Source organism: Pseudoalteromonas sp. P80D2, from assembly GCF_036680945.1.
GTDB lineage: Bacteria > Pseudomonadota > Gammaproteobacteria > Enterobacterales > Alteromonadaceae > Pseudoalteromonas > Pseudoalteromonas shioyasakiensis.
Map to the genome: position 1 here is coordinate 95,815 of NZ_JAZDAR010000050.1, position 18,382 is coordinate 114,196.

Consider the following 18,382-nt stretch of genomic DNA (forward strand, 5'->3'; position numbering starts at 1 on the left):
AAGCAACGAGTTTGCTTGTATCCATGACGGTGAGTAGGCTTTAATAGGCAAGCATTATTTTAATAATGTCAGCAACTAATGACGCGATTATTTAAGGTGTTGGCATTTTAAATTGTAGTAACTAAAGGATAATTCATTCTATGTCAGCAATTTTTATAGCAGGGATCGCCTTGTGCTCAGTATTGGCACAATGGATAGCTTGGGCGTTTCGTGTACCGGCTATTTTATTTTTACTACTAACAGGTTTAATTCTCGGGCCTTTTAGTGGCGTATTAGAACCAGATGCATTGTTGGGAGATTTATTATTCCCAGTGGTTTCTTTAAGTGTGGCCGTGATTTTATTCGAAGGTTCACTCACTCTGCACTTTCGAGAACTTAAAGGGATTGGCAAGGTAGTTCGTAACCTTTGTTCAATAGGCATGATCACAACATGTTTGGTGATAAGTTTAAGTGCCTATTGGATTCTAGAACTTAATTGGCGTGTAGCCGCTGTACTTGGTGCGGTACTTGTTGTAACAGGCCCTACGGTTATTGCACCGTTATTAAACTCTATGAGACCAAACCAAGACATAGACCGCATTTTACGCTGGGAAGGCATAGTAATAGACCCTATTGGAGCCTTATTTGCTGTATTGGTTTTTGAAGCTGTCATGCTGGTAGGCCAAGGCGAGGTACTAAGTCATACCATTATCGCGTTATTTAAAACTCTCGGTGTAGGTTTAACCATTGGTGTGGTTGCAGGCTGGCTTACAACGCTGCTTATTCGTAGGGAGTGGCTGCCGTTTGAGTTACACAAGTTTGGTATTCTTGCCTTAGTACTCATCAGTTTTACGGTTTCAAACCACCTAAGCCATGAATCTGGCCTACTCGCTGTTACCGTGTTTGGTATTTGGCTTGCCAACCAAGACGAACTTGAAATTGACTCTGTACTTGAGTTTAAAGAAGACCTTTCGATGATCTTGATTTCATCGTTATTCATCTTACTTGCAGCCCGCCTACAGCTATCAGATTTAATGATGTTACATAGCGATGTGTTTATTTTCTTAGCCATCGTGTTATTCGTAGCCCGTCCTGCGTGTATCGCAATATCGACTTTTAAAACCGATTTACCACTTAAGTCTCGCTTAGTTCTGGCTTGGATTGCGCCAAGGGGTATTGTTGCAGCGGCGGTAGGCTCTGTATTCGCGTTAAGTATGGTGGAAGCTGGCATTGCCGATGCTGAGAAAATTGTGCCACTTATCTTCACGGTGATCATCGTGACTGTGGTACTGCAAAGCTTAACGGCAACGCCATTAGCAAAGTTATTAAAAGTACGTCAGCCAGCGCCAAATACCATTTTGATTATTGGTGCAAACCATGTGGCCCGTGCCATTGCTTGCGGCTTAAAAGATCAAAACATTCCGGTGCACTTATCTGATCCTGCATGGGAGAACTGCAAAATGGCACGCATGGATGGCTTACCTTGTTACTATGGTAATCCGCAGTCAGAGCATGCTGAGCGTTATTTACCGTTAACGACGATTCGTAGCGTACTCGCGCTTTCGCCTAACCGTCACCACAACGCATTAGGCGTGCAGTATTTCTCGCATTTACTTGACGAAAAAGATGTGTTTTCACTGCGTTCTTCAACAAACCACGCTAAAGCAAATAAAGACAGTGCGACCTTCTTATCGCGACAAATTCTGTTTGGCGACAATGGCGCTTATGCGCGCTTAAGTAGCTTAATTGCCAAAGGCGGCAAGGTAAGTGCAACACGTATTTCTGAAGAGTTTAGTTGGGAGCAATACAAAGACGTTAATAGCGAAGCTATCCCGCTGTTTATTTTAAATGGTGAGAAAACTGATGATGACGATTCACCTATTAAAATTCGCCCGTTCACTACAAATATGGAAAAAACACCGCAAGTAGGTGAACGTATTGTGGCACTACAGCCACCTAAGTTGTCGGTACTAAAAGACCCGAACAACGGCAAACCAAAAGAAACTAAAGAAGAGAAATAAAAAAAGGCCAGCATTAGCTGGCCTTTTTTATATGTATTTGTATTTACCTACATAGGTAAACGGGCGCGTGCAACGACGCTGTCTGGCATTTTTTCGGCAAGCTTAGCGAGTAAATTTTCGACTTTCTTGTGAGTTGCTTTATCGGCAACCATTGAATGAAATAACCAACGGTAGGCATCTTCATAATCGCGCGGGCTGCCATAACCTTGATTAAACAGGTTAACCAGTCGCATTTGTGCCTTTAAGTTGCCTTGGGCTGATGCTTCTCGTAAATAGGTTACCGCCATCGCTTTATCTTGCTGCACTAACTGGCCTACATCGTAGTAGCGACCAAGTTGCTCTAATGCCGCGCCTAGCCCTTGTTGAGCAGCCTGACGCATGTAATAGACCCCTAACTCTACATTACGGTCTACACACACAGCATAAGCTAGCATATCGCCATACAAGAACTGATACGATGGCAGTGCCATTTTATTGGCTCGCGCTTCGATATCTTGCACTAACTGGCAATCATCTGCCTTTACACGTGCTAGGTGTGCATTTTTATTGATCAAGCCAATTAACTCGCTCTCTGTGTACAGAGGCACAGCTGTTATAGGCTCTTCAGCCATGCTTAGGCTTGAGAAGAGTAATGTTAAAGGCAATAAAACACGCATCAAAATCACTTAAATAAAGTCAGTCTTAGCAAATAATATACAATTATCATTCCAGAGTGAATTTCGGGCACAAAAAAAGCTGCCGAGGCAGCTTCTTTTTTCAGTCACTATGACGATTATGCAAACGGGCTGCGTAATACCATAGTTTCTACGCGGTCTGGGCCAGTAGAGATGATATCAACTGGAACGCCAGTGATTTCTTCAATACGTTTGATGTAATCAAGTGCCGCTTGCGGTAATTGATCAACTGACGTAGCACCTACTGTGTTTTCTGACCAGCCTGGCATCTCTTCGTATACTGGTGTTACTTTCTCGTAACCTTCAGCTGCTAATGGTGTAACGTTCGTTACTGTGCCATCTTCTAACTGGTAACCAGTACAGATTTTTAATGTTTCTAAACCGTCTAAAACGTCTAGTTTAGTTAAACAGAAACCTGAGATGCTGTTGATTTGCACTGCGCGGCGCATTGCCACTGCATCTAACCAACCTGTACGGCGTAAACGACCTGTCGTTGCACCGAACTCATGACCTTTGTCACCTAAGTGCTTACCAACTGGATCTTGTTTATCAAGACCGTCGTAAAGCTCTGTAGGGAATGGACCAGAACCTACACGTGTAGTGTAAGCTTTAATAATACCTAGCACGTAATCAAGGTGTAATGGACCAAAACCAGCACCTGTTGCTACACCACCAGCTGTTGTGTTTGATGATGTTACGTACGGGTAAGTACCGTGGTCGATATCAAGTAATGTACCTTGCGCACCTTCAAATAAGATGTTGTCGCCCGCTAAACGCGTTTGATCAAGAAGCTCAGTAACATCAACAACCATTGCTTTTAAGATATCTGCGATAGCCATTGCATCGTCAAATGTCTTTTGGAAGTCAACTGGTTCAGCTTTATAGTAATGCTCTAATGTGAAGTTATGGTATTCCAATACTTCTTTAAGCTTGCTAGCAAACTGTTCAGGGTTGAATAAGTCACCTACACGTAAACCACGACGTGCTACTTTATCTTCATAAGCTGGACCGATACCACGACCTGTAGTACCAATTGGCTTATCGCCACGTGCTTTTTCACGGGCTAAATCTAATGCAATGTGGAAAGGTAAAATTAATGGACATGCTTCGCTGATTAATAAGCGCTCACGTACTGGTACGCCACGCTCTTCTAGCATGCCGATTTCTTTCATTAATGCTTCTGGTGATAAAACAACACCGTTACCGATCACACACTTAACATTGTCACGTAATACACCCGATGGAATAAGGTGTAAAACCGTCTTTTCACCGTTGATTACCAGAGTATGGCCTGCGTTATGACCACCTTGATAACGAACTACTAAAGATGCTTTGTCTGTAAGGAGGTCAACTACCTTACCCTTACCTTCGTCACCCCATTGGGTGCCTAGTACAACAACGTTTTTACCCATTGCAAATTCACTTAGAAAAAATTAGGACGAGATTTTATCAGAAAACGAGGTGAAAGATCACCCCGTTTAGCTTATTTTTTCTGCGCATGAATTTTTACCTTCTTAATTACTTAAACAACTACATGCAGAACAGGGGTTTATAAAATAGTTAAGGATAAAAATTAATCACACGCAAAAACAAAAAAGCCCTACATAAAGCAGGGCTTTTTATCACACAAATATTAATTACTGTGCTTTTGTACCTTTCATATAATTAAAGAAGTCGCTATCAGGTGAAATCACCATCACGTCTTGCTTATTTTTAAAGGTGTTTTTGTAAGCTTCTAGGCTACGCACAAAACCGAAGAACTCAGCGTCTTTGTTATAAGCGTTAGCATAGATAGCGGCTGCATCGGCATCACCTTGACCACGAACAGTACGCGCATTACGCTCAGCGTCTGCAAGCATTACTGTTACACGGCGGTCGACTTCTGCACGAATTGTTTCAGCTTTCTCTTGACCTTCAGAACGGTGCTCTTTTGCAACCGCAGTACGCTCAGCACGCATACGTTGGAAGATTGAACTACTCACTTCTTGTGGTAAGTTAATTTGCTTAACGCGTACATCAAGCACTTCAATACCTAGCTCTTGTGCACTTTCAGAGGCTTGAACTAATGCTTCTTCCATCAACTCACTACGCTCACCAGAAACGATCTCTCTGATAGTACGAGAACCGAAATTAGTACGTAGACCGTTGTTCACCTTTTGCTTAAGTAGTGTTTCAGCGTATTGCTTATCACCACGGGCACGCAGGTAGAATGCACTAAAGTCATTAATTCGCCACTTAACATAAGAATCAACGATTAAGTCTTTTTTCTCACTTGTTACGAAACGGTCAGGTGCACCATCTAGCGTTTGAATACGTGCATCTAAACGACGTACTTGGCTAAAGAAAGGCACTTTTAAGTGTAAGCCTGGACCATACACTACAGCCTTATCATCACTGTCTTTTTCAACTTTGCTGAATAACAGTACGATTGCCTTCTCGCCTTCTTGCACAACAAAAATCGCTGAGAAAGACAGCACAACTGCAAGGGCAAGTATTACTAAACTAAAATTTTTCATCTTGCTTATCTTCCCTCATTAAAACGGTCAGTTGCGAAACGGTCATTGCTTGAATTTACCGTGCTGTTACGCGACGTGTTTATTTTATTGCGAAGGTCTTTAATATCACTTGAGCTTGGTAATGCAACACGTGTTGCTGTACCTTGCTTTTCCATGATTTTATCAAGCGGTAAATACATCATGTTATTACCACCTTCAACATCAACTAACACTTTAGAGCTGTTACCTAGCACTTCTTCCATCGCATCGATGTAAAGACGCTTACGAGTTACCTCTTTAGCAGCTTGGTACTCAGGTAATAGCTTTTCAAAACGCGCTACCTCACCTTGTGCTTCTAATGTAATACGTTCACGGTACGCTTCTGCTTCTTGCGTCATACGAGTAACTTGACCACGGGCACGAGGTTCAATTTCACGAGCATAGGCTTCTGCTTCACGGATGAAACGCTCTTCATCTTCTTGTGCAGCAATAGCGTCATCAAACGCGTCTTTTACTTCACCCGGCGGACGTGAATCTTTAAAGTTCACATCGCTTACAATAATACCTAGATTGTATGGCTCGATGATTTTGTTAAGTTCATCCCACGTTTGTTGACGCACTAACTCACGGCCTGTCGTTAGTACTTGGTCCATTTTTACGTGGCCAATTACATAACGTAATGCACTATCAAGTGCTTGTTGTAAGCTGTGGTCGGCATCAGTAACACTGAACTTGTAAAGATGTGGGTCGATAACACGGTACTGTACTTCAAACTCTACATTTACCACGTTTTCGTCTTCGGTAAGCATAAAACCTTTAGCAGATAACGAGCGTACCGCTTCGATATCAACAGGGATCACGCGTTCAATGAAGGTCATTTTCCAACGTAAGCCAGGTTCAGCAATGCGATCGTATTGCCCAAATTGTAAAACAATACCGCGCTCAGCTTCTTTTACCGTGTAAATACCACTTAATGCCCATACAATGATGGCAATAATAAGGATGAAAGAAATGCCTGCGCCACCAAGTCCACCGCCGTTTTTACCTGGCTTATTACCACCAAATAAACCGCCAAACTTGTTGCCGAACTTACGCATTACCTCGTCTAAATCAGGTGGGCCTTGATCTTTTCCGCCTTTATTATTCCACGGATCTTTATCATTGCCATTATTACCCGGTTCATTCCAGGCCATAGCTATACTCCATTGTTATCTAAATGAATTAGGTTAAATCTATCAAATCTACAGCATTTCTCATACTAAAAAAGACAAATGCTGGTGATTTTTAATCAGTCACTACGAAAGAGTCTAGGTCTTGTCCCATCTCTTTTTTCAAGCGATTCCATTCTGCCATTGGCAAGCGTACCGATAATAACCAGTTTCCTTGCTCATCAAAACACTCTTGATGAACTGCATTTAAGTTGAATAATGCTGCGCGAATACGACCATGTTGTGGTGGTAATTTTAGCTCATCAGCAAACATCTTTTTGGCAAGTAACTCATTAATTGCCTCACTTAGCAGTTCACAACCAACGCCTGTGCGCGCCGACAACCAGACTCGTACTGGCTGACCTTCGTCGTTTCTATCTATACGTGGCGCAACGTCATCTAGCGCATCAATTTTGTTATAAACCAATAATTGCGGCACTTCATCTGCTTCGATTTCTTTTAAAACAGACTGTACTTGCTCAATATTTTCTTTTCGACGAGGGTCTGCCACATCGATAACATGTAGCTGTAAATCAGCTTCACGGGTTTCTGTTAAGGTTGCTTTAAATGCTGCAACAAGGTCGTGTGGTAAGTGACGAATAAAACCTACCGTATCAGCTAAAATAATTGGACCTATATCGCCGATATCCAACTTACGTAAGGTTGGATCTAGGGTTGCGAATAACTGATCAGCAGCATACACATCTGAGTCTGTAATACGGTTAAATAACGTTGATTTACCCGCATTGGTGTAACCTACCAGTGACACAGTTGGGATTTCATTTCGCGTACGCGCACGTCGTCCCTGCTCACGTTGAACAGCCACTTTATCTAAACGGGCACGAATGTTTTTAATTCTTGCGCGCAGTAATCGTCTATCGGTTTCGAGCTGGGTTTCACCTGGGCCACGTAAACCTATCCCGCCTTTTTGTCTTTCAAGGTGGGTCCAACCACGGATCAAGCGAGTAGAAATGTGGCGTAACTGAGCTAACTCAACCTGAAGCTTACCTTCGTGAGTACGCGCTCGCTGCGCAAAAATATCTAAGATCAAACTCGTACGATCAAGAACGCGGCACTGGCAAACGCTTTCTAAATTACGTTCCTGTGACGGGCTAAGTTGATGGTTGAAAATGATGACATCTGCATTGTGGATTTTGACAGTTTCAGCGATTTCTTCTGCTTTTCCGGTCCCGACGAAAAGTTTCGGATGTGGTGCTTGACGACTGCCTTGCACAATCGCCAAACTACTAACACCAGCAGAAGATACCAACAACTCTAATTCGTGAAGATCTTCGCGATCCCCCTCTTTAGGTAAGTCGATATGAACTAAAACTGCCTGTTCGCCGGCTTCATAACGGTCAAACAAGCATTACGCTCCTAAGTTTAAAAATTTCCAGATTCTTGCTCTTCTGAATCATCACTTCCTTGAACGCCTTGGAAGTTAACAGAACGCGCTGGAACAACAGTTGAAATAGCGTGTTTATACACCATTTGATTTACGGTGTTTTCAAGTAAAATAACAAATTGGTCAAATGACTGGATTTTACCCTGCAATTTAATGCCATTAACCAAAAAGATTGATACTGGAATGCGCTCACGACGTAACGCATTTAAAAATGGGTCTTGTAACGACTGGCCTTTTGCCATGTTATTTTCCTTCGTTCTAGGTGTTATTATAATTAAGTAGCTGAACTAATTTAACAAAGCTAAAAAACTTCCAGCTACTACTAGCTTAGCGAACTTACTACACGTTGCAAGTTTTCTTCATCACCCGTGGTCAACCAAGTTACTTCAGGCCAACCTCTTAACCAAGTGAGTTGTCGCTTGGCTAACTGCCGTGTGGCTGCAATACCACGAAAGACCATTTCATCATAGTCAATTTCGCCAGCAATGTAATCCCACATTTGTCTATAACCCACACAACGAATCGAAGGCAGGTCTGGGTGTAAATCCTTACGTTTATATAGGGATGAAACTTCATTTTCAAACCCCTGATCGAGCATTATTTTAAACCTTTTCTCAATTCGCTGATGTAATTCACTGCGATCATCAGGTGCAATGGCAAATTGATGGAAAGTATAAGGAAGCTCAGGCTGCTTTTGTTTTTGCAGCTCAGTCATTGTTTTACCTGTAATACGATACACTTCTAATGCACGATTAATTCTTTGCGAATCATTTTCGCTCATTTTTTTTGCTGCATCAGGATCGATTTTCACAAGTTCTTTGTGCAAATGTGGCCAGCCAAACTGCTTTGCTTCCTTTTCGAGTTCAGCACGTACTTCAGGTGATGCCTCTGGTAACGGTGATAAGCCATCAATAAGCGACTTAAAATACATCATTGTACCGCCAACCAATACAGGTACTTTACCTTGCTGATGAAATAGATCAATCTTTTCAATTGCATCACGGCGAAAATCTGCCACTGAATAACTATCTGCTGGGTCGATAATATCAATTAAGTGATGTGGCGCACGAGCAAGCTCTTCGGCATTTGGCTTTGCGGTGCCGATGTCCATATCTTTATAGACTAATGCTGAATCAACACTGATTATTTCTGTGTTTAAATGCTCACACAAAGAAATTGCTAAATCTGTTTTCCCTGCAGCGGTTGGTCCCATTAAAAAAATGACGGGTAAGTTATTCAAGCCTAAATACCTTGCTTAGTTTAAAAACTGAGATAGTTCTATTTTAACTGCTTTTTGACGTAAACGTTGCATAGTTTGTGGATTATTTTCTAACCGAGCCACTTGCTCCAAAAAGGCTTGGCTTGCGTAATAGCGTGCTGGGATTTGCTGAGCTAACCAAGCTAACCATTCATCGAGTGAACTTGGTGAGGCTTTACAGCCAGCAATAAGTCGCTCAATAGCATCACTTACATCAAGTAAATAGACACAAGGCGGAAGCTTTTTCACCATCACAAACTGTTTTTCAATGACTAAATCAAAACCAAGTAATGTAAACCACGACTGCTGAGCATTTAAAGCACGAATATCATCAGCACTTGCATTTACTCGCACAGGTAACAACAAGGCTTTGCCATCAAGGCTACCTGCTTGCTCTACGTGCGCTTGCCAGTCGAGTGCTAATGCATGCTTAAAGTGCGCAGCAAAGAGTTGGTTGTCTTCACTAAATACGCACTCGCCTTCTCGTACATGAATAAGCTTGGCAAGTTTTGCTTGCTCTACAACCGGTGCTGTAACACTTGGTTCAGGGCGTACTTGGTCAAAATGCGCAGCATGTTGCTCGCTGATCCCTTGATAAAATGCATTGACATCTTGGTGCGATGTTTTACTGCGACCTTGACTGTCGCTACTAAACCCACCGCCAGAGCGCCCTGCTCCTGTTGCCCCTGAATAACTCGCTGAACGTGTCGGCTGTAATTCAGATTTAGGGTAATCATACTGCTCTGTTGGCGCTGATTGAGTAAAACTTGGCTGTGTGCTGCTTGAGTGCGCCTCATCAAACGGAGCATGCTGAAAAGCAGTGTCATTATGCTCTGTAAAACCAGCTTCGTGCTGAAGCGGCACCACCACTTGTTTTATTGCCTGTAGAATAAAGTCATGCACTAAACGGCCTTGATGAAAACGCACTTCATGTTTTGCTGGGTGCACGTTTACATCGACCTGACGTGGGTCAATATCAATATAAATGACAAAACCTGGTAGCTCTTCAGAGCCTGCGACTTCTTCAAAGGCTTGGCGAATTGCATGCAGAATGAGTTTATCGCGCATCATGCGATTATTCACATAGGTATATTGCGTGCTATTAGTTGAGCCCACGGGTAATACCCAACCTCGCAGCATCAAACCGGCCTCACCTGATTGAATATGTAGCCCCTGTTCACTAAACGCTTTACCAGCAACTTGAGCGACACGCGCTATTGCTTGCTCAGGGTTTGGTTTAGCACGATATTGGCGCACTACTTTACCGTTATGGGTCAGGGTGATAGAAACATCAAAACGACTCAGCGCAATGCGTTTTATGAGCTCATCAATATGTGAAAACTCGGTTTTCTCGGTGCGAAGAAATTTACGGCGCGCAGGGGTATTAAAGAATAAGTCTTTCACCTCAATGGTAGTGCCATCAGGGTGTGCGGTTGGCTTAATCTGCACCGCCATATCGCGACCTTCAGCAAACGCTTGCCATGCAGCCTCTTGCTGCTTTGGCTTTGAGCTTAAGGTTAAGCGAGAAACAGAACTAATTGATGCTAACGCTTCACCACGAAAGCCAAGTGAACAGATGTTCTCTAGGTCATCGAGTGACTTAAGCTTACTCGTAGCATGGCGCGACAAGGCTAATGTTAGCTCATCTTTATTAATGCCAGAGCCATTATCGCGAATGCGAATAAGCTTATGACCGCCACGCTCAATATCTATTTGAATGCGCGTTGCGCCAGCATCTAAACTGTTTTCTACCAGCTCTTTAACAACGGATGCTGGGCGTTCAACCACTTCACCCGCAGCAATTTGGTTAGCCAATCGCGCGGGTAGTATTTCTATACTCATAGTGTTCCTAACACGAAAATTGACTAGCTTTGAGGAATATCAAGCTCTTGACCAATGAACAAGGTATTCGATTTTAAGTTGTTGGCCGTTTTTAGCTTACTCACCGAGGTGTTATATCTGCTTGCTAAAATACTTAACGATTCACCAGGGCGAACTTTGTGCTTAGTCGGAAACTGCGACTTTAACTTAGCGAAAAGCGAGTCATCTGGCGGGTTTTGCATATAGTAATTTTTAATCGAGGTGAAAATTGCTTTAGCTAAGCGCTCCTGATGCTGCGCCGTTTTTAGCATTCGCTCTTCGCGTGGATTCGAAATAAACCCTGTTTCAACCAAAATAGAGGGAATATCTGGTGACTTTAATACTGCAAGGCTCGCCGCTTGCGGGCGTTTCTTATGCATTTTAGCCACTTTTCGTAATTCGCTGACCACTTCTTCCGCGACACTAAAGCCTGTTTTCATAGAGTGATCCATCGACATATCTAGCAGTGCTTGCGCTAAATATTTTTCGCTTGCGGTATCTTTTAATACCCCAGCTGCACCACCTAAAAGCTCCGAGTGTTTTTCTTTATCCTCAATCCATTTACCAATTTCTGAATTTGCACGGCGTAGTGATAGCACCCACACTGAGGCACCGTTTGGCTGCGGGCTGGTAAATGCATCCGCATGAATCGACACAAAGAAGTCAGCTTTTTTCTTACGGGCAATGCTAGTTCGAGTGTTTAAATTTACAAAGTAGTCACTGCGGCGCACCATACGCGAAATCATGCCTTTTTCAGCATCAATCATTCGCTCTAAGCGCTTCGCTATTTGTAGCGTAATGTCTTTTTCATAAGTGCCCGATGGACCAATTGAACCAGGATCTTCACCACCATGACCTGCGTCAATGGCAATAACAATATCGCGCTCTTGATGAAGCTCACGCTTTTTCACACTGGTGTTAGTCGAAACAACAGGCTCTGCCTTCGGTGTTTTATCAACAAGGTCAACCACTAGACGATGCTTGTAGGGTTCGGTAGGTAGTAAAGCAAATACCACTGGTTTGCTGGCACGGGCTAGCTCAAAAACAAAGCGCACACTTTTGCTGTCTTTAGGTTTTGAGTAACGCAGTTTTGAAACAATCTGATGCTTTTTAGGAATAGCAGGCAAGCTATCTAGTTTGTCGGTATTTTTTAAATCAATGACTAAACGAGCTGGATTTTTCAGCATGAAATAGCTGAAATCAGGTTTATCGTTTAAATCAAAGACCACACGAGTGCTGTCAGGTGAAGGCCACACACGTACGCTATTAATAGTATTTTGTGCAAGCGCAACCTGGCTCACAACCAATAACATCAAAGTAGTTAATAGTTTAAACGTACAACGACCCATTTTTACTAATACACCTTTATTTTTATATGTTTATTCTTGCGCGCTCTTAAGTTGCTGAACAATTACCTGACCACGTTCGGTTAAGCTGTTAATTGCAATAGCACGCGCCTCGCCTTCATAGCGTAGGGTGATATCAAGATCCGGTGTTGGAATAAATTCGCCGCCTTTTTCAGGCCATTCCACAACACAAATAGCCTGTGGTGAAAAATAGTCACGAATTCCCATATATTCAAGTTCTTCAGGATCACCTAAGCGATATAAATCAAAGTGATAGACATCAGCTTTAGCTAATTGGTAAGGCTCAACCAGTGTATAAGTTGGACTCTTAACCTTACCTTGATGACCGAAACCTTGCACGATACCACGGGTTAATGTCGTTTTACCGGCACCTAAATCACCATGTAAATAGATGACTGCCCCTTGCTCCATTAAGGTTGCAAGTTGCTTACCCATATTAACCGTTGCTGCTTCATCAGCGAGTGGAAAACCAACACTGTCGGTCATTATTACCTCATGAAAAACTAAAAACACATTACTTTGTTAATCATACCAGAATAATTTTGTAAGGCGAGAGCCGCTCTTATGCCTAGTTTGACAAAAAAAAGCCGGCAAAGTTGCCGGCTTTTTAGCTTAAACAGAATTTTGTTTACAGACCTAGTTTCTTCTCAAGGTAGTGGATGTTTGTACCACCGTTTTGGAAGTTTTCATCTGCCAAGATTTTCTTGTGCAGTGGTGTGTTGGTCTTGATGCCATCGATCACTAATTCGTTTAACGCATTGCGTGAACGAGCAATAGCTACATCACGGTTTTCACCGTAACAGATCAGCTTACCAATCATTGAATCGTAATGAGGTGGTACTGTGTAATCTGCGTAGATGTGGCTGTCCCAACGAATACCTAAACCGCCAGCAGGGTGGAATCGCGTGATTTTACCTGGTGATGGAATAAAGGTGTCTGGGTCTTCCGCATTAATACGGCACTCAATTGCATGACCACGAATAACCACATCTTCTTGTGTGAATGATAATGGTTGACCCGCTGCAATTTTTAGCTGTTCTTTGATTAAGTCAACGCCAGTGACCATTTCTGTTACTGGGTGCTCAACCTGAATACGGGTATTCATTTCGATGAAATAGAACTCGCCGTTTTCGTATAAGAATTCGAACGTACCTGCACCGCGATAACCAATTTCGATACATGCACGAGTACAACGGTCACCGATGAACTTACGCATTTCAGCTGTGATACCTGGTGCTGGCGCTTCTTCAACAACTTTTTGGTGACGACGTTGCATTGAACAATCACGCTCACCTAAGTGAACTGCGTTGCCTTGGCCATCAGCAAGTACTTGAACTTCGATGTGACGTGGGTTTTCAAGGAATTTTTCCATGTAAACCATACCATTACCGAAGAACTGCTTAGCTTCTTGCTGAGTAAGAGCGATTGAATCAACCAGCTCTTTTTCGCTGCGAACAACACGCATACCACGACCACCGCCGCCGCCTGCTGCTTTAATGATTACAGGGTAACCAATACGCTTAGCGATTTGAATGTTGCGCTCGCTGTCTGCCGTTAATGGGCCATCAGAACCTGGTACACAAGGTACACCGGCTTTACGCATCGCTTCGATTGCAGAAACTTTGTCACCCATTAAACGAATTGTGTCGCCTTTAGGACCGATAAATACAAAGCCGCTTTGCTCAACTTGATCAGCAAAGTCTGCATTTTCAGAAAGGAAACCATAACCTGGGTGGATAGCAACTGCGTCTGTTACTTCTGCCGCTGCAATAATGCGCGGAATATCTAAGTAACTTTCAGTGGCTGCTGGTTTACCAATACAAATTGTTTCGTCTGCCAGTAACACGTGCTTAAGATCACGGTCTGCCGTTGAATGCACAGCAACAGTTTTGATCCCAAGCTCTTTGCAGGCGCGCAGTACGCGAAGTGCAATTTCACCTCGGTTTGCAATGACTACTTTATCTAACATAGAGTTGGCCTTTTGTTGCGCTATTATTCAATGATGAATAAAGGTTGATCGAATTCTACTGGCTCGCCATTTTCAACTAAGATAGCTTTTACTGTGCCTGCTTTATCAGATTCGATTTGGTTCATCATCTTCATTGCTTCAACGATACATAACGTATCGCCAACATTTACTTTAGAACCTACTTCTACGTATGGTGCTGCTTCTGGAGAAGCCGCTGAGTAGAATGAGCCAACCATAGGAGATTTAACTTGATGGCCAGTCGGTGCAGCTGGAGCAGCCGCTTCTGCTGCTGGAGCATCTGCTACTGGAGCTGGTGCCGCTGCTGGCGCCGGTGCTGCAAACTGTTGTGGTGCATACTGCATTGCAGGTGCTGCAGACATATTGTTACGATTGATGCGTACTGACTCTTCACCTTCAGTGATTTCTAATTCAGCAATACCAGATTCTTCTACTAATTCGATAAGTTTTTTGATCTTGCGAATATCCATTGAACGACCCGCCTGTTAGTTATTTAAAAATTAATGTGTGTTTTGCAACCGGCTAACAGCAGCTTCAAGTGCCACCTTATAACCCATTGCTCCTAATCCAATAATGACGCCTTGTGCCACATCCGAAAAATACGAATGATGACGGAATGCTTCTCGAGCATGCACATTAGTTAAATGCACCTCGTAAAAGGGAATGTTTACACTAAGTAATGCATCCCGTAAGGCTACGCTTGTATGCGTAAATGCAGCAGGGTTGATAATAATTGCATCAACCGTTTGCCATGCATCGTGAATGCGTTCTATTAATGCAGCTTCACTGTTACTTTGGAAATGCGTTAAATCAACATTGAGACCGGCAGCAACCTGACTAAGTTCAGCTATAATCTCATCAAGAGATTGAGTACCGTACTTTTCTGGTTCACGCTTGCCAAGCATGTTTAAATTTGGCCCATTTAGAACTAAAAGTTTGAATTTTGCAGCCATAATACGCGATATATCCTATAAGTAAGCAGTTTAACCATATTCATCATAAACCCACGCTTAACCTAAGCGTGCTGATGTAAAATAGCAACTATTTCTCACGTTAACCACCTATTATAGATATTTCGACGTAAATAGCAGCAAAATACTGGTCTAATCACTCCCTATTCGTGGCAAAGTCAAGCATAGCAAGGCACACAACAGGGTCATTCTAAGCGTTTTCCTGCTGATTAATTGAGCTTCAATCAGTGAATTTGCCATTTTTCACTTAAAATAAGTATTTTTTACGATGCAGATACAAAAACGCCACTCAGATGAGTGGCGTTTTGCTATTTTCTTGCACGTTTGCGTTTATTTAGCGCTATTTCGAACTTTTGCTAAATGTTCTGCAAAGTCTTTGGCATTTAAAAAGCCTGTTACCCGTTGCTCTAAAAGCTCATTACCTTGGCTATCAAAGAACAAAATGCTTGGTAAACCAAATACCGTGTATTCTTCCATAAGCTCAATTGTTTTTGCATCACTTTCGGTTAAATCGATTTGGATTAACTCAAAGTGAGCAAATTGCTCTTGCACTTTAGCGTCAGGAAACGTGTAGTGCTCAAACTCTTTACAGGCAACGCACCAGTCGGCATATAAGTCGACCATTACTAAGCGCCCTTCGCTACTTGCCTGTGCAATTTCTTCTTTTAATTCACTTAGATTAGCAACTTGTCTAAAACCATGTGTTTGTACAGCAGCTTCAGCAACCACCGCTTTACTAGGCCAAAAATAATTTTTCGTTAAACTCGCCCCAGTCACAACCAATAAGGTTGCTGCAAACCACAATGCTGTTTTTAGCTTGCCTTGTGATTGACCACTTTGCCAATGATGTAAATAAAGCGCTGTAGCAAGTGCTAATAAACCCGCCATTAACCAGATGATTTCAATATCAACAATACGCTCAAGCAGAATAAGTGGTACAACTAGCATGATGAAGCCGAATAGGGTTTTCACTTGCTCCATCCAACCACCGGCTTTTGGTAGTAACTTACCGCCAGAAGTCCCCAGTAATAATAACGGTAAGCCCATGCCTAAACTGAGCACATAAAGTGTTAAACCACCGACAAGATAGTCACCACTTTGCGCCACATAAAGTAAAGCAGCAGACAATGGTGCTGTTGTACACGGTGAGGCAATCAAACCAGACAGTACACCCATCATAAATACGCCAACATAGTTGCCGCCTTTTTGCTGGTTACTAACCTGAGTGAGCTTATTCATCATACCGCTAGGTAATTTGATTTCGTACCAGCCAAACATCGACATTGCCAATAATACAAATAAGATACTAAAGCTAATTAGTACAGTAGGATGCTGTAAATACCCTTGTACTTGCCCACCTAATGATGCAACCACTAAGCCCAGTGCTGCGTAAGTAACGGCCATACCTTGTACATATACAAACGACAGCGAGAACGCTTTTTTAGTCGATAAATTCTGCTGACCCGCTATAAGGCTCGACAAAATCGGAAACATTGGGAATACGCATGGCGTAAAGGCAAGACCAACACCAACTAAAAAGAAGATTACTAGGTTAGTTAGTAAACCTTGCGATGCCAGCTTATCGGTATATGACTGCTCACCAGCTGGTTTTGAAACTTCTTGAGAAGGGGCTGATGACGCTTCATTAGTATCGGCTGCTTGTGTTAATGCAGCCAATGCATTCCCCGCATCTGCAGCCTGTGATACTTGCTCACCTGCAATCACAGATAAAGGAATGGTTCTAACTTCTGGCGGATAACATAACCCCGCCTCAGCACAGCCTTGAAAACGCACTTTAACAACCGCACCTTCTGTGACGTTACTAAGCTTAGAAACCACACTTAACGAATCAAAGAATACCTCGGTCTTACCAAAAAATTCATCTTCAATAATCACGCCCTTGCCAAGATCAGGAATTTCAATATCTGCGCCTTTGGCAATAATTTCGACTTTCTTTTTATAAAGGTAATAATCAGGCGCTATATCCCAGCCAATAAATAAGGTTTTGCCTTGCTGGTCAAAATCGAAAACAAAAGCCTGATCAACTGGGAGAAATGTTTGCTCCGCAGGTTGTAGTAGATTTCCAAGTAAATTGTTATTACTCGCGCTTGCTGGCATTAGCCACAATGCACAAAGTAATAAAAGGAACGATCGCATTAATTAAGTACCTCATCCATCCAATTAAAATAGGCTAAATTGCCTGTAGCCACATCAACGACCTGAATTTCAGGCACCTCATAACTATGCAATTTCTTGATAGTTTGGATCACCTCATTCATTTTTTCTGACTTAGTTTTGATCAGTAACTTACTCTCAATAGCTTGAGTCACCTCGCCTTCCCACATGTAAATAGATTCAATAGTAGGCAAAATGTTCACACAAGCAGCTAGCTTTTCTTTAACTAGATGTTGTGCCAACTGACGGGCTTCAGCCTCATTTGCACAAGTAGTAAAAATAAGTCGAAAATGCGTAGTCATAAGGAACCTTTATTTGATTACGTGAGTCGCACCATAGTATCCGATAGTAACTATAATGTGTAGCGAGCAAGGTGATCCTAGGTTCCGTCTTGAAAAATGACCTGCTCACCCCAATTTATATTTCACTGACTCGAAAGAGAATGACATTTTTTAGAGAGCGTTATGTTTAGATTTTTGTTTTTGTTATTTATTTTAGTGCCGATTGTGGAGATCGCGTTACTCATCCAAGTGAGTGAAGTGATCGGCGGCTTTGCCACCATAGCGCTTGTAATTGTGACCGCTATTGTCGGTGCAAAATTAGTGAAGCAGCAAGGTATGGGCGCGATTCAAAACGTGCAATTACAAATGGCACAAGGGCAAATGCCTGCAAAAGAATTATTTACTGGATTATGTGTCATTATCGCCGGTGTTTTATTAATGACACCAGGCATCATGACTGACTTTTTTGGCTTTTTACTACTTACGCCAGCAATCCGCAACAAACTGGCTGCAGGCCTTGCCAGCCAAGCGACTGTACGTATGAGTTCGCAGGCAAATCAAGGCTCTGCACACTTCCAATATCATAGTAAAACAACCACTCATGAAGAGCCAAACCATCAACCTACAACTATTGATGGTGAATTTGAGCGAAAAGATTAAAATTTTTTAATTTTTGTACTTGGATTTTTTTAAGCCACCCC

General features: G+C 42.5%; 17 protein-coding genes. 2 read left to right on the forward strand and 15 right to left on the reverse strand.

All coding sequences use genetic code 11. From position 1 onward, the window contains the following. Nucleotides 1-140: 140 nt before the first annotated feature. Nucleotides 141-2,000 (forward strand): cation:proton antiporter, encoded by a 1,860-nt coding sequence (locus VRK28_RS15180; RefSeq protein WP_250659784.1) that lies wholly within the window; start codon nt 141-143, stop codon nt 1,998-2,000. A 47-nt stretch (nt 2,001-2,047) separates the two neighbouring features. Here VRK28_RS15180 and VRK28_RS15185 read toward each other — a convergent pair whose 3' ends face one another. The 15 genes from VRK28_RS15185 to cutA form a co-directional block, all read right to left on the reverse strand. After that, entirely contained in the window at nt 2,048-2,656 is a 609-nt protein-coding gene (locus VRK28_RS15185) for a tetratricopeptide repeat protein (RefSeq protein WP_054563494.1), read from the reverse strand. A 116-nt stretch (nt 2,657-2,772) separates the two neighbouring features. Next, nucleotides 2,773-4,086 carry an adenylosuccinate synthase gene (locus VRK28_RS15190; protein ID WP_054552439.1) on the reverse strand — a complete coding sequence of 438 codons (1,314 nt, stop codon included), beginning with the start codon at nt 4,084-4,086 and terminating at the stop codon, nt 2,773-2,775. Between the two features lie 225 nt (nt 4,087-4,311). Continuing rightward, nucleotides 4,312-5,190 carry a protease modulator HflC gene (gene hflC, locus VRK28_RS15195; protein WP_062566639.1) on the reverse strand — a complete coding sequence of 293 codons (879 nt, stop codon included), beginning with the start codon at nt 5,188-5,190 and terminating at the stop codon, nt 4,312-4,314. 5 nt (nt 5,191-5,195) lie between these two features. Then, the gene (gene hflK, locus VRK28_RS15200) at nt 5,196-6,362 is read right to left on the reverse strand and encodes an FtsH protease activity modulator HflK (RefSeq protein ID WP_054563492.1); all 1,167 of its coding nucleotides are present in this window, start codon (nt 6,360-6,362) and stop codon (nt 5,196-5,198) included. Nucleotides 6,363-6,453: 91 nt separating this feature from the next. Then, nucleotides 6,454-7,743 carry a ribosome rescue GTPase HflX gene (gene hflX, locus VRK28_RS15205; RefSeq protein ID WP_054563491.1) on the reverse strand — a complete coding sequence of 430 codons (1,290 nt, stop codon included), beginning with the start codon at nt 7,741-7,743 and terminating at the stop codon, nt 6,454-6,456. A 17-nt stretch (nt 7,744-7,760) separates the two neighbouring features. Continuing rightward, nucleotides 7,761-8,024, reverse strand: coding sequence for an RNA chaperone Hfq (gene hfq, locus VRK28_RS15210; RefSeq protein WP_054552435.1), 264 nt, complete (start codon nt 8,022-8,024; stop codon nt 7,761-7,763). 80 nt (nt 8,025-8,104) lie between these two features. Continuing rightward, nucleotides 8,105-9,022 (reverse strand): tRNA (adenosine(37)-N6)-dimethylallyltransferase MiaA, encoded by a 918-nt coding sequence (miaA, locus tag VRK28_RS15215; RefSeq protein ID WP_082710980.1) that lies wholly within the window; start codon nt 9,020-9,022, stop codon nt 8,105-8,107. Between the two features lie 15 nt (nt 9,023-9,037). Then, complete coding sequence (gene mutL, locus VRK28_RS15220) at nt 9,038-10,882, reverse strand: DNA mismatch repair endonuclease MutL (RefSeq protein WP_332394108.1); 1,845 nt, start codon at nt 10,880-10,882, stop codon at nt 9,038-9,040. Nucleotides 10,883-10,905: 23 nt separating this feature from the next. Further along, nucleotides 10,906-12,213, reverse strand: a complete 1,308-nt coding sequence (locus VRK28_RS15225; protein WP_332394122.1) for an N-acetylmuramoyl-L-alanine amidase — start codon at nt 12,211-12,213, stop codon at nt 10,906-10,908. A 66-nt stretch (nt 12,214-12,279) separates the two neighbouring features. Continuing rightward, nucleotides 12,280-12,753, reverse strand: a complete 474-nt coding sequence (gene tsaE, locus VRK28_RS15230) for a tRNA (adenosine(37)-N6)-threonylcarbamoyltransferase complex ATPase subunit type 1 TsaE (protein ID WP_332394109.1) — start codon at nt 12,751-12,753, stop codon at nt 12,280-12,282. 142 nt (nt 12,754-12,895) lie between these two features. After that, a complete protein-coding gene (gene accC, locus VRK28_RS15235; protein ID WP_062566644.1) occupies nt 12,896-14,236 on the reverse strand; it encodes an acetyl-CoA carboxylase biotin carboxylase subunit in 1,341 nt (446 codons plus the stop codon). Nucleotides 14,237-14,259: 23 nt separating this feature from the next. Next, entirely contained in the window at nt 14,260-14,724 is a 465-nt protein-coding gene (accB, locus tag VRK28_RS15240) for an acetyl-CoA carboxylase biotin carboxyl carrier protein (RefSeq protein WP_217875186.1), read from the reverse strand. A gap of 30 nt (nt 14,725-14,754) precedes the next feature. Continuing rightward, nucleotides 14,755-15,207 (reverse strand): type II 3-dehydroquinate dehydratase, encoded by a 453-nt coding sequence (gene aroQ / locus VRK28_RS15245; protein WP_062566645.1) that lies wholly within the window; start codon nt 15,205-15,207, stop codon nt 14,755-14,757. Nucleotides 15,208-15,555: 348 nt separating this feature from the next. Then, complete coding sequence (locus VRK28_RS15250) at nt 15,556-17,382, reverse strand: protein-disulfide reductase DsbD (RefSeq protein WP_269408453.1); 1,827 nt, start codon at nt 17,380-17,382, stop codon at nt 15,556-15,558. After that, nucleotides 17,382-17,702, reverse strand: a complete 321-nt coding sequence (cutA, locus tag VRK28_RS15255) for a divalent-cation tolerance protein CutA (protein ID WP_054552426.1) — start codon at nt 17,700-17,702, stop codon at nt 17,382-17,384. The genes VRK28_RS15250 and cutA overlap by 1 nt, the downstream gene beginning before the upstream one ends. 162 nt (nt 17,703-17,864) lie before the next feature. Between cutA and VRK28_RS15260 the strand changes: the two genes are divergently transcribed. Beyond that, the gene (locus tag VRK28_RS15260) at nt 17,865-18,341 is read left to right on the forward strand and encodes an FxsA family protein (protein ID WP_054552425.1); all 477 of its coding nucleotides are present in this window, start codon (nt 17,865-17,867) and stop codon (nt 18,339-18,341) included. The last annotated feature ends 41 nt before the right edge of the window (nt 18,342-18,382 follow it).

What these genes read in the sequence shown, in the direction of transcription:
- VRK28_RS15185 (WP_054563494.1), bottom strand. Translation starts at nt 2,656, where the DNA reads ATGCGTGTTTTATTGCCTTTAACATTACTCTTCTCAAGCCTAAGCATG.
- hflC (WP_062566639.1), bottom strand. Translation starts at nt 5,190, where the DNA reads ATGAAAAATTTTAGTTTAGTAATACTTGCCCTTGCAGTTGTGCTGTCT.
- VRK28_RS15190 (WP_054552439.1), bottom strand. Translation starts at nt 4,086, where the DNA reads ATGGGTAAAAACGTTGTTGTACTAGGCACCCAATGGGGTGACGAAGGT.
- hfq (WP_054552435.1), bottom strand. Translation starts at nt 8,024, where the DNA reads ATGGCAAAAGGCCAGTCGTTACAAGACCCATTTTTAAATGCGTTACGT.
- VRK28_RS15250 (WP_269408453.1), bottom strand. Translation starts at nt 17,382, where the DNA reads ATGCGATCGTTCCTTTTATTACTTTGTGCATTGTGGCTAATGCCAGCA.
- VRK28_RS15260 (WP_054552425.1), top strand. Translation starts at nt 17,865, where the DNA reads ATGTTTAGATTTTTGTTTTTGTTATTTATTTTAGTGCCGATTGTGGAG.
- mutL (WP_332394108.1), bottom strand. Translation starts at nt 10,882, where the DNA reads ATGAGTATAGAAATACTACCCGCGCGATTGGCTAACCAAATTGCTGCG.
- accC (WP_062566644.1), bottom strand. Translation starts at nt 14,236, where the DNA reads ATGTTAGATAAAGTAGTCATTGCAAACCGAGGTGAAATTGCACTTCGC.
- hflK (WP_054563492.1), bottom strand. Translation starts at nt 6,362, where the DNA reads ATGGCCTGGAATGAACCGGGTAATAATGGCAATGATAAAGATCCGTGG.
- aroQ (WP_062566645.1), bottom strand. Translation starts at nt 15,207, where the DNA reads ATGGCTGCAAAATTCAAACTTTTAGTTCTAAATGGGCCAAATTTAAAC.
- cutA (WP_054552426.1), bottom strand. Translation starts at nt 17,702, where the DNA reads ATGACTACGCATTTTCGACTTATTTTTACTACTTGTGCAAATGAGGCT.
- tsaE (WP_332394109.1), bottom strand. Translation starts at nt 12,753, where the DNA reads ATGACCGACAGTGTTGGTTTTCCACTCGCTGATGAAGCAGCAACGGTT.
- accB (WP_217875186.1), bottom strand. Translation starts at nt 14,724, where the DNA reads ATGGATATTCGCAAGATCAAAAAACTTATCGAATTAGTAGAAGAATCT.
- VRK28_RS15225 (WP_332394122.1), bottom strand. Translation starts at nt 12,213, where the DNA reads ATGTTATTGGTTGTGAGCCAGGTTGCGCTTGCACAAAATACTATTAAT.
- VRK28_RS15180 (WP_250659784.1), top strand. Translation starts at nt 141, where the DNA reads ATGTCAGCAATTTTTATAGCAGGGATCGCCTTGTGCTCAGTATTGGCA.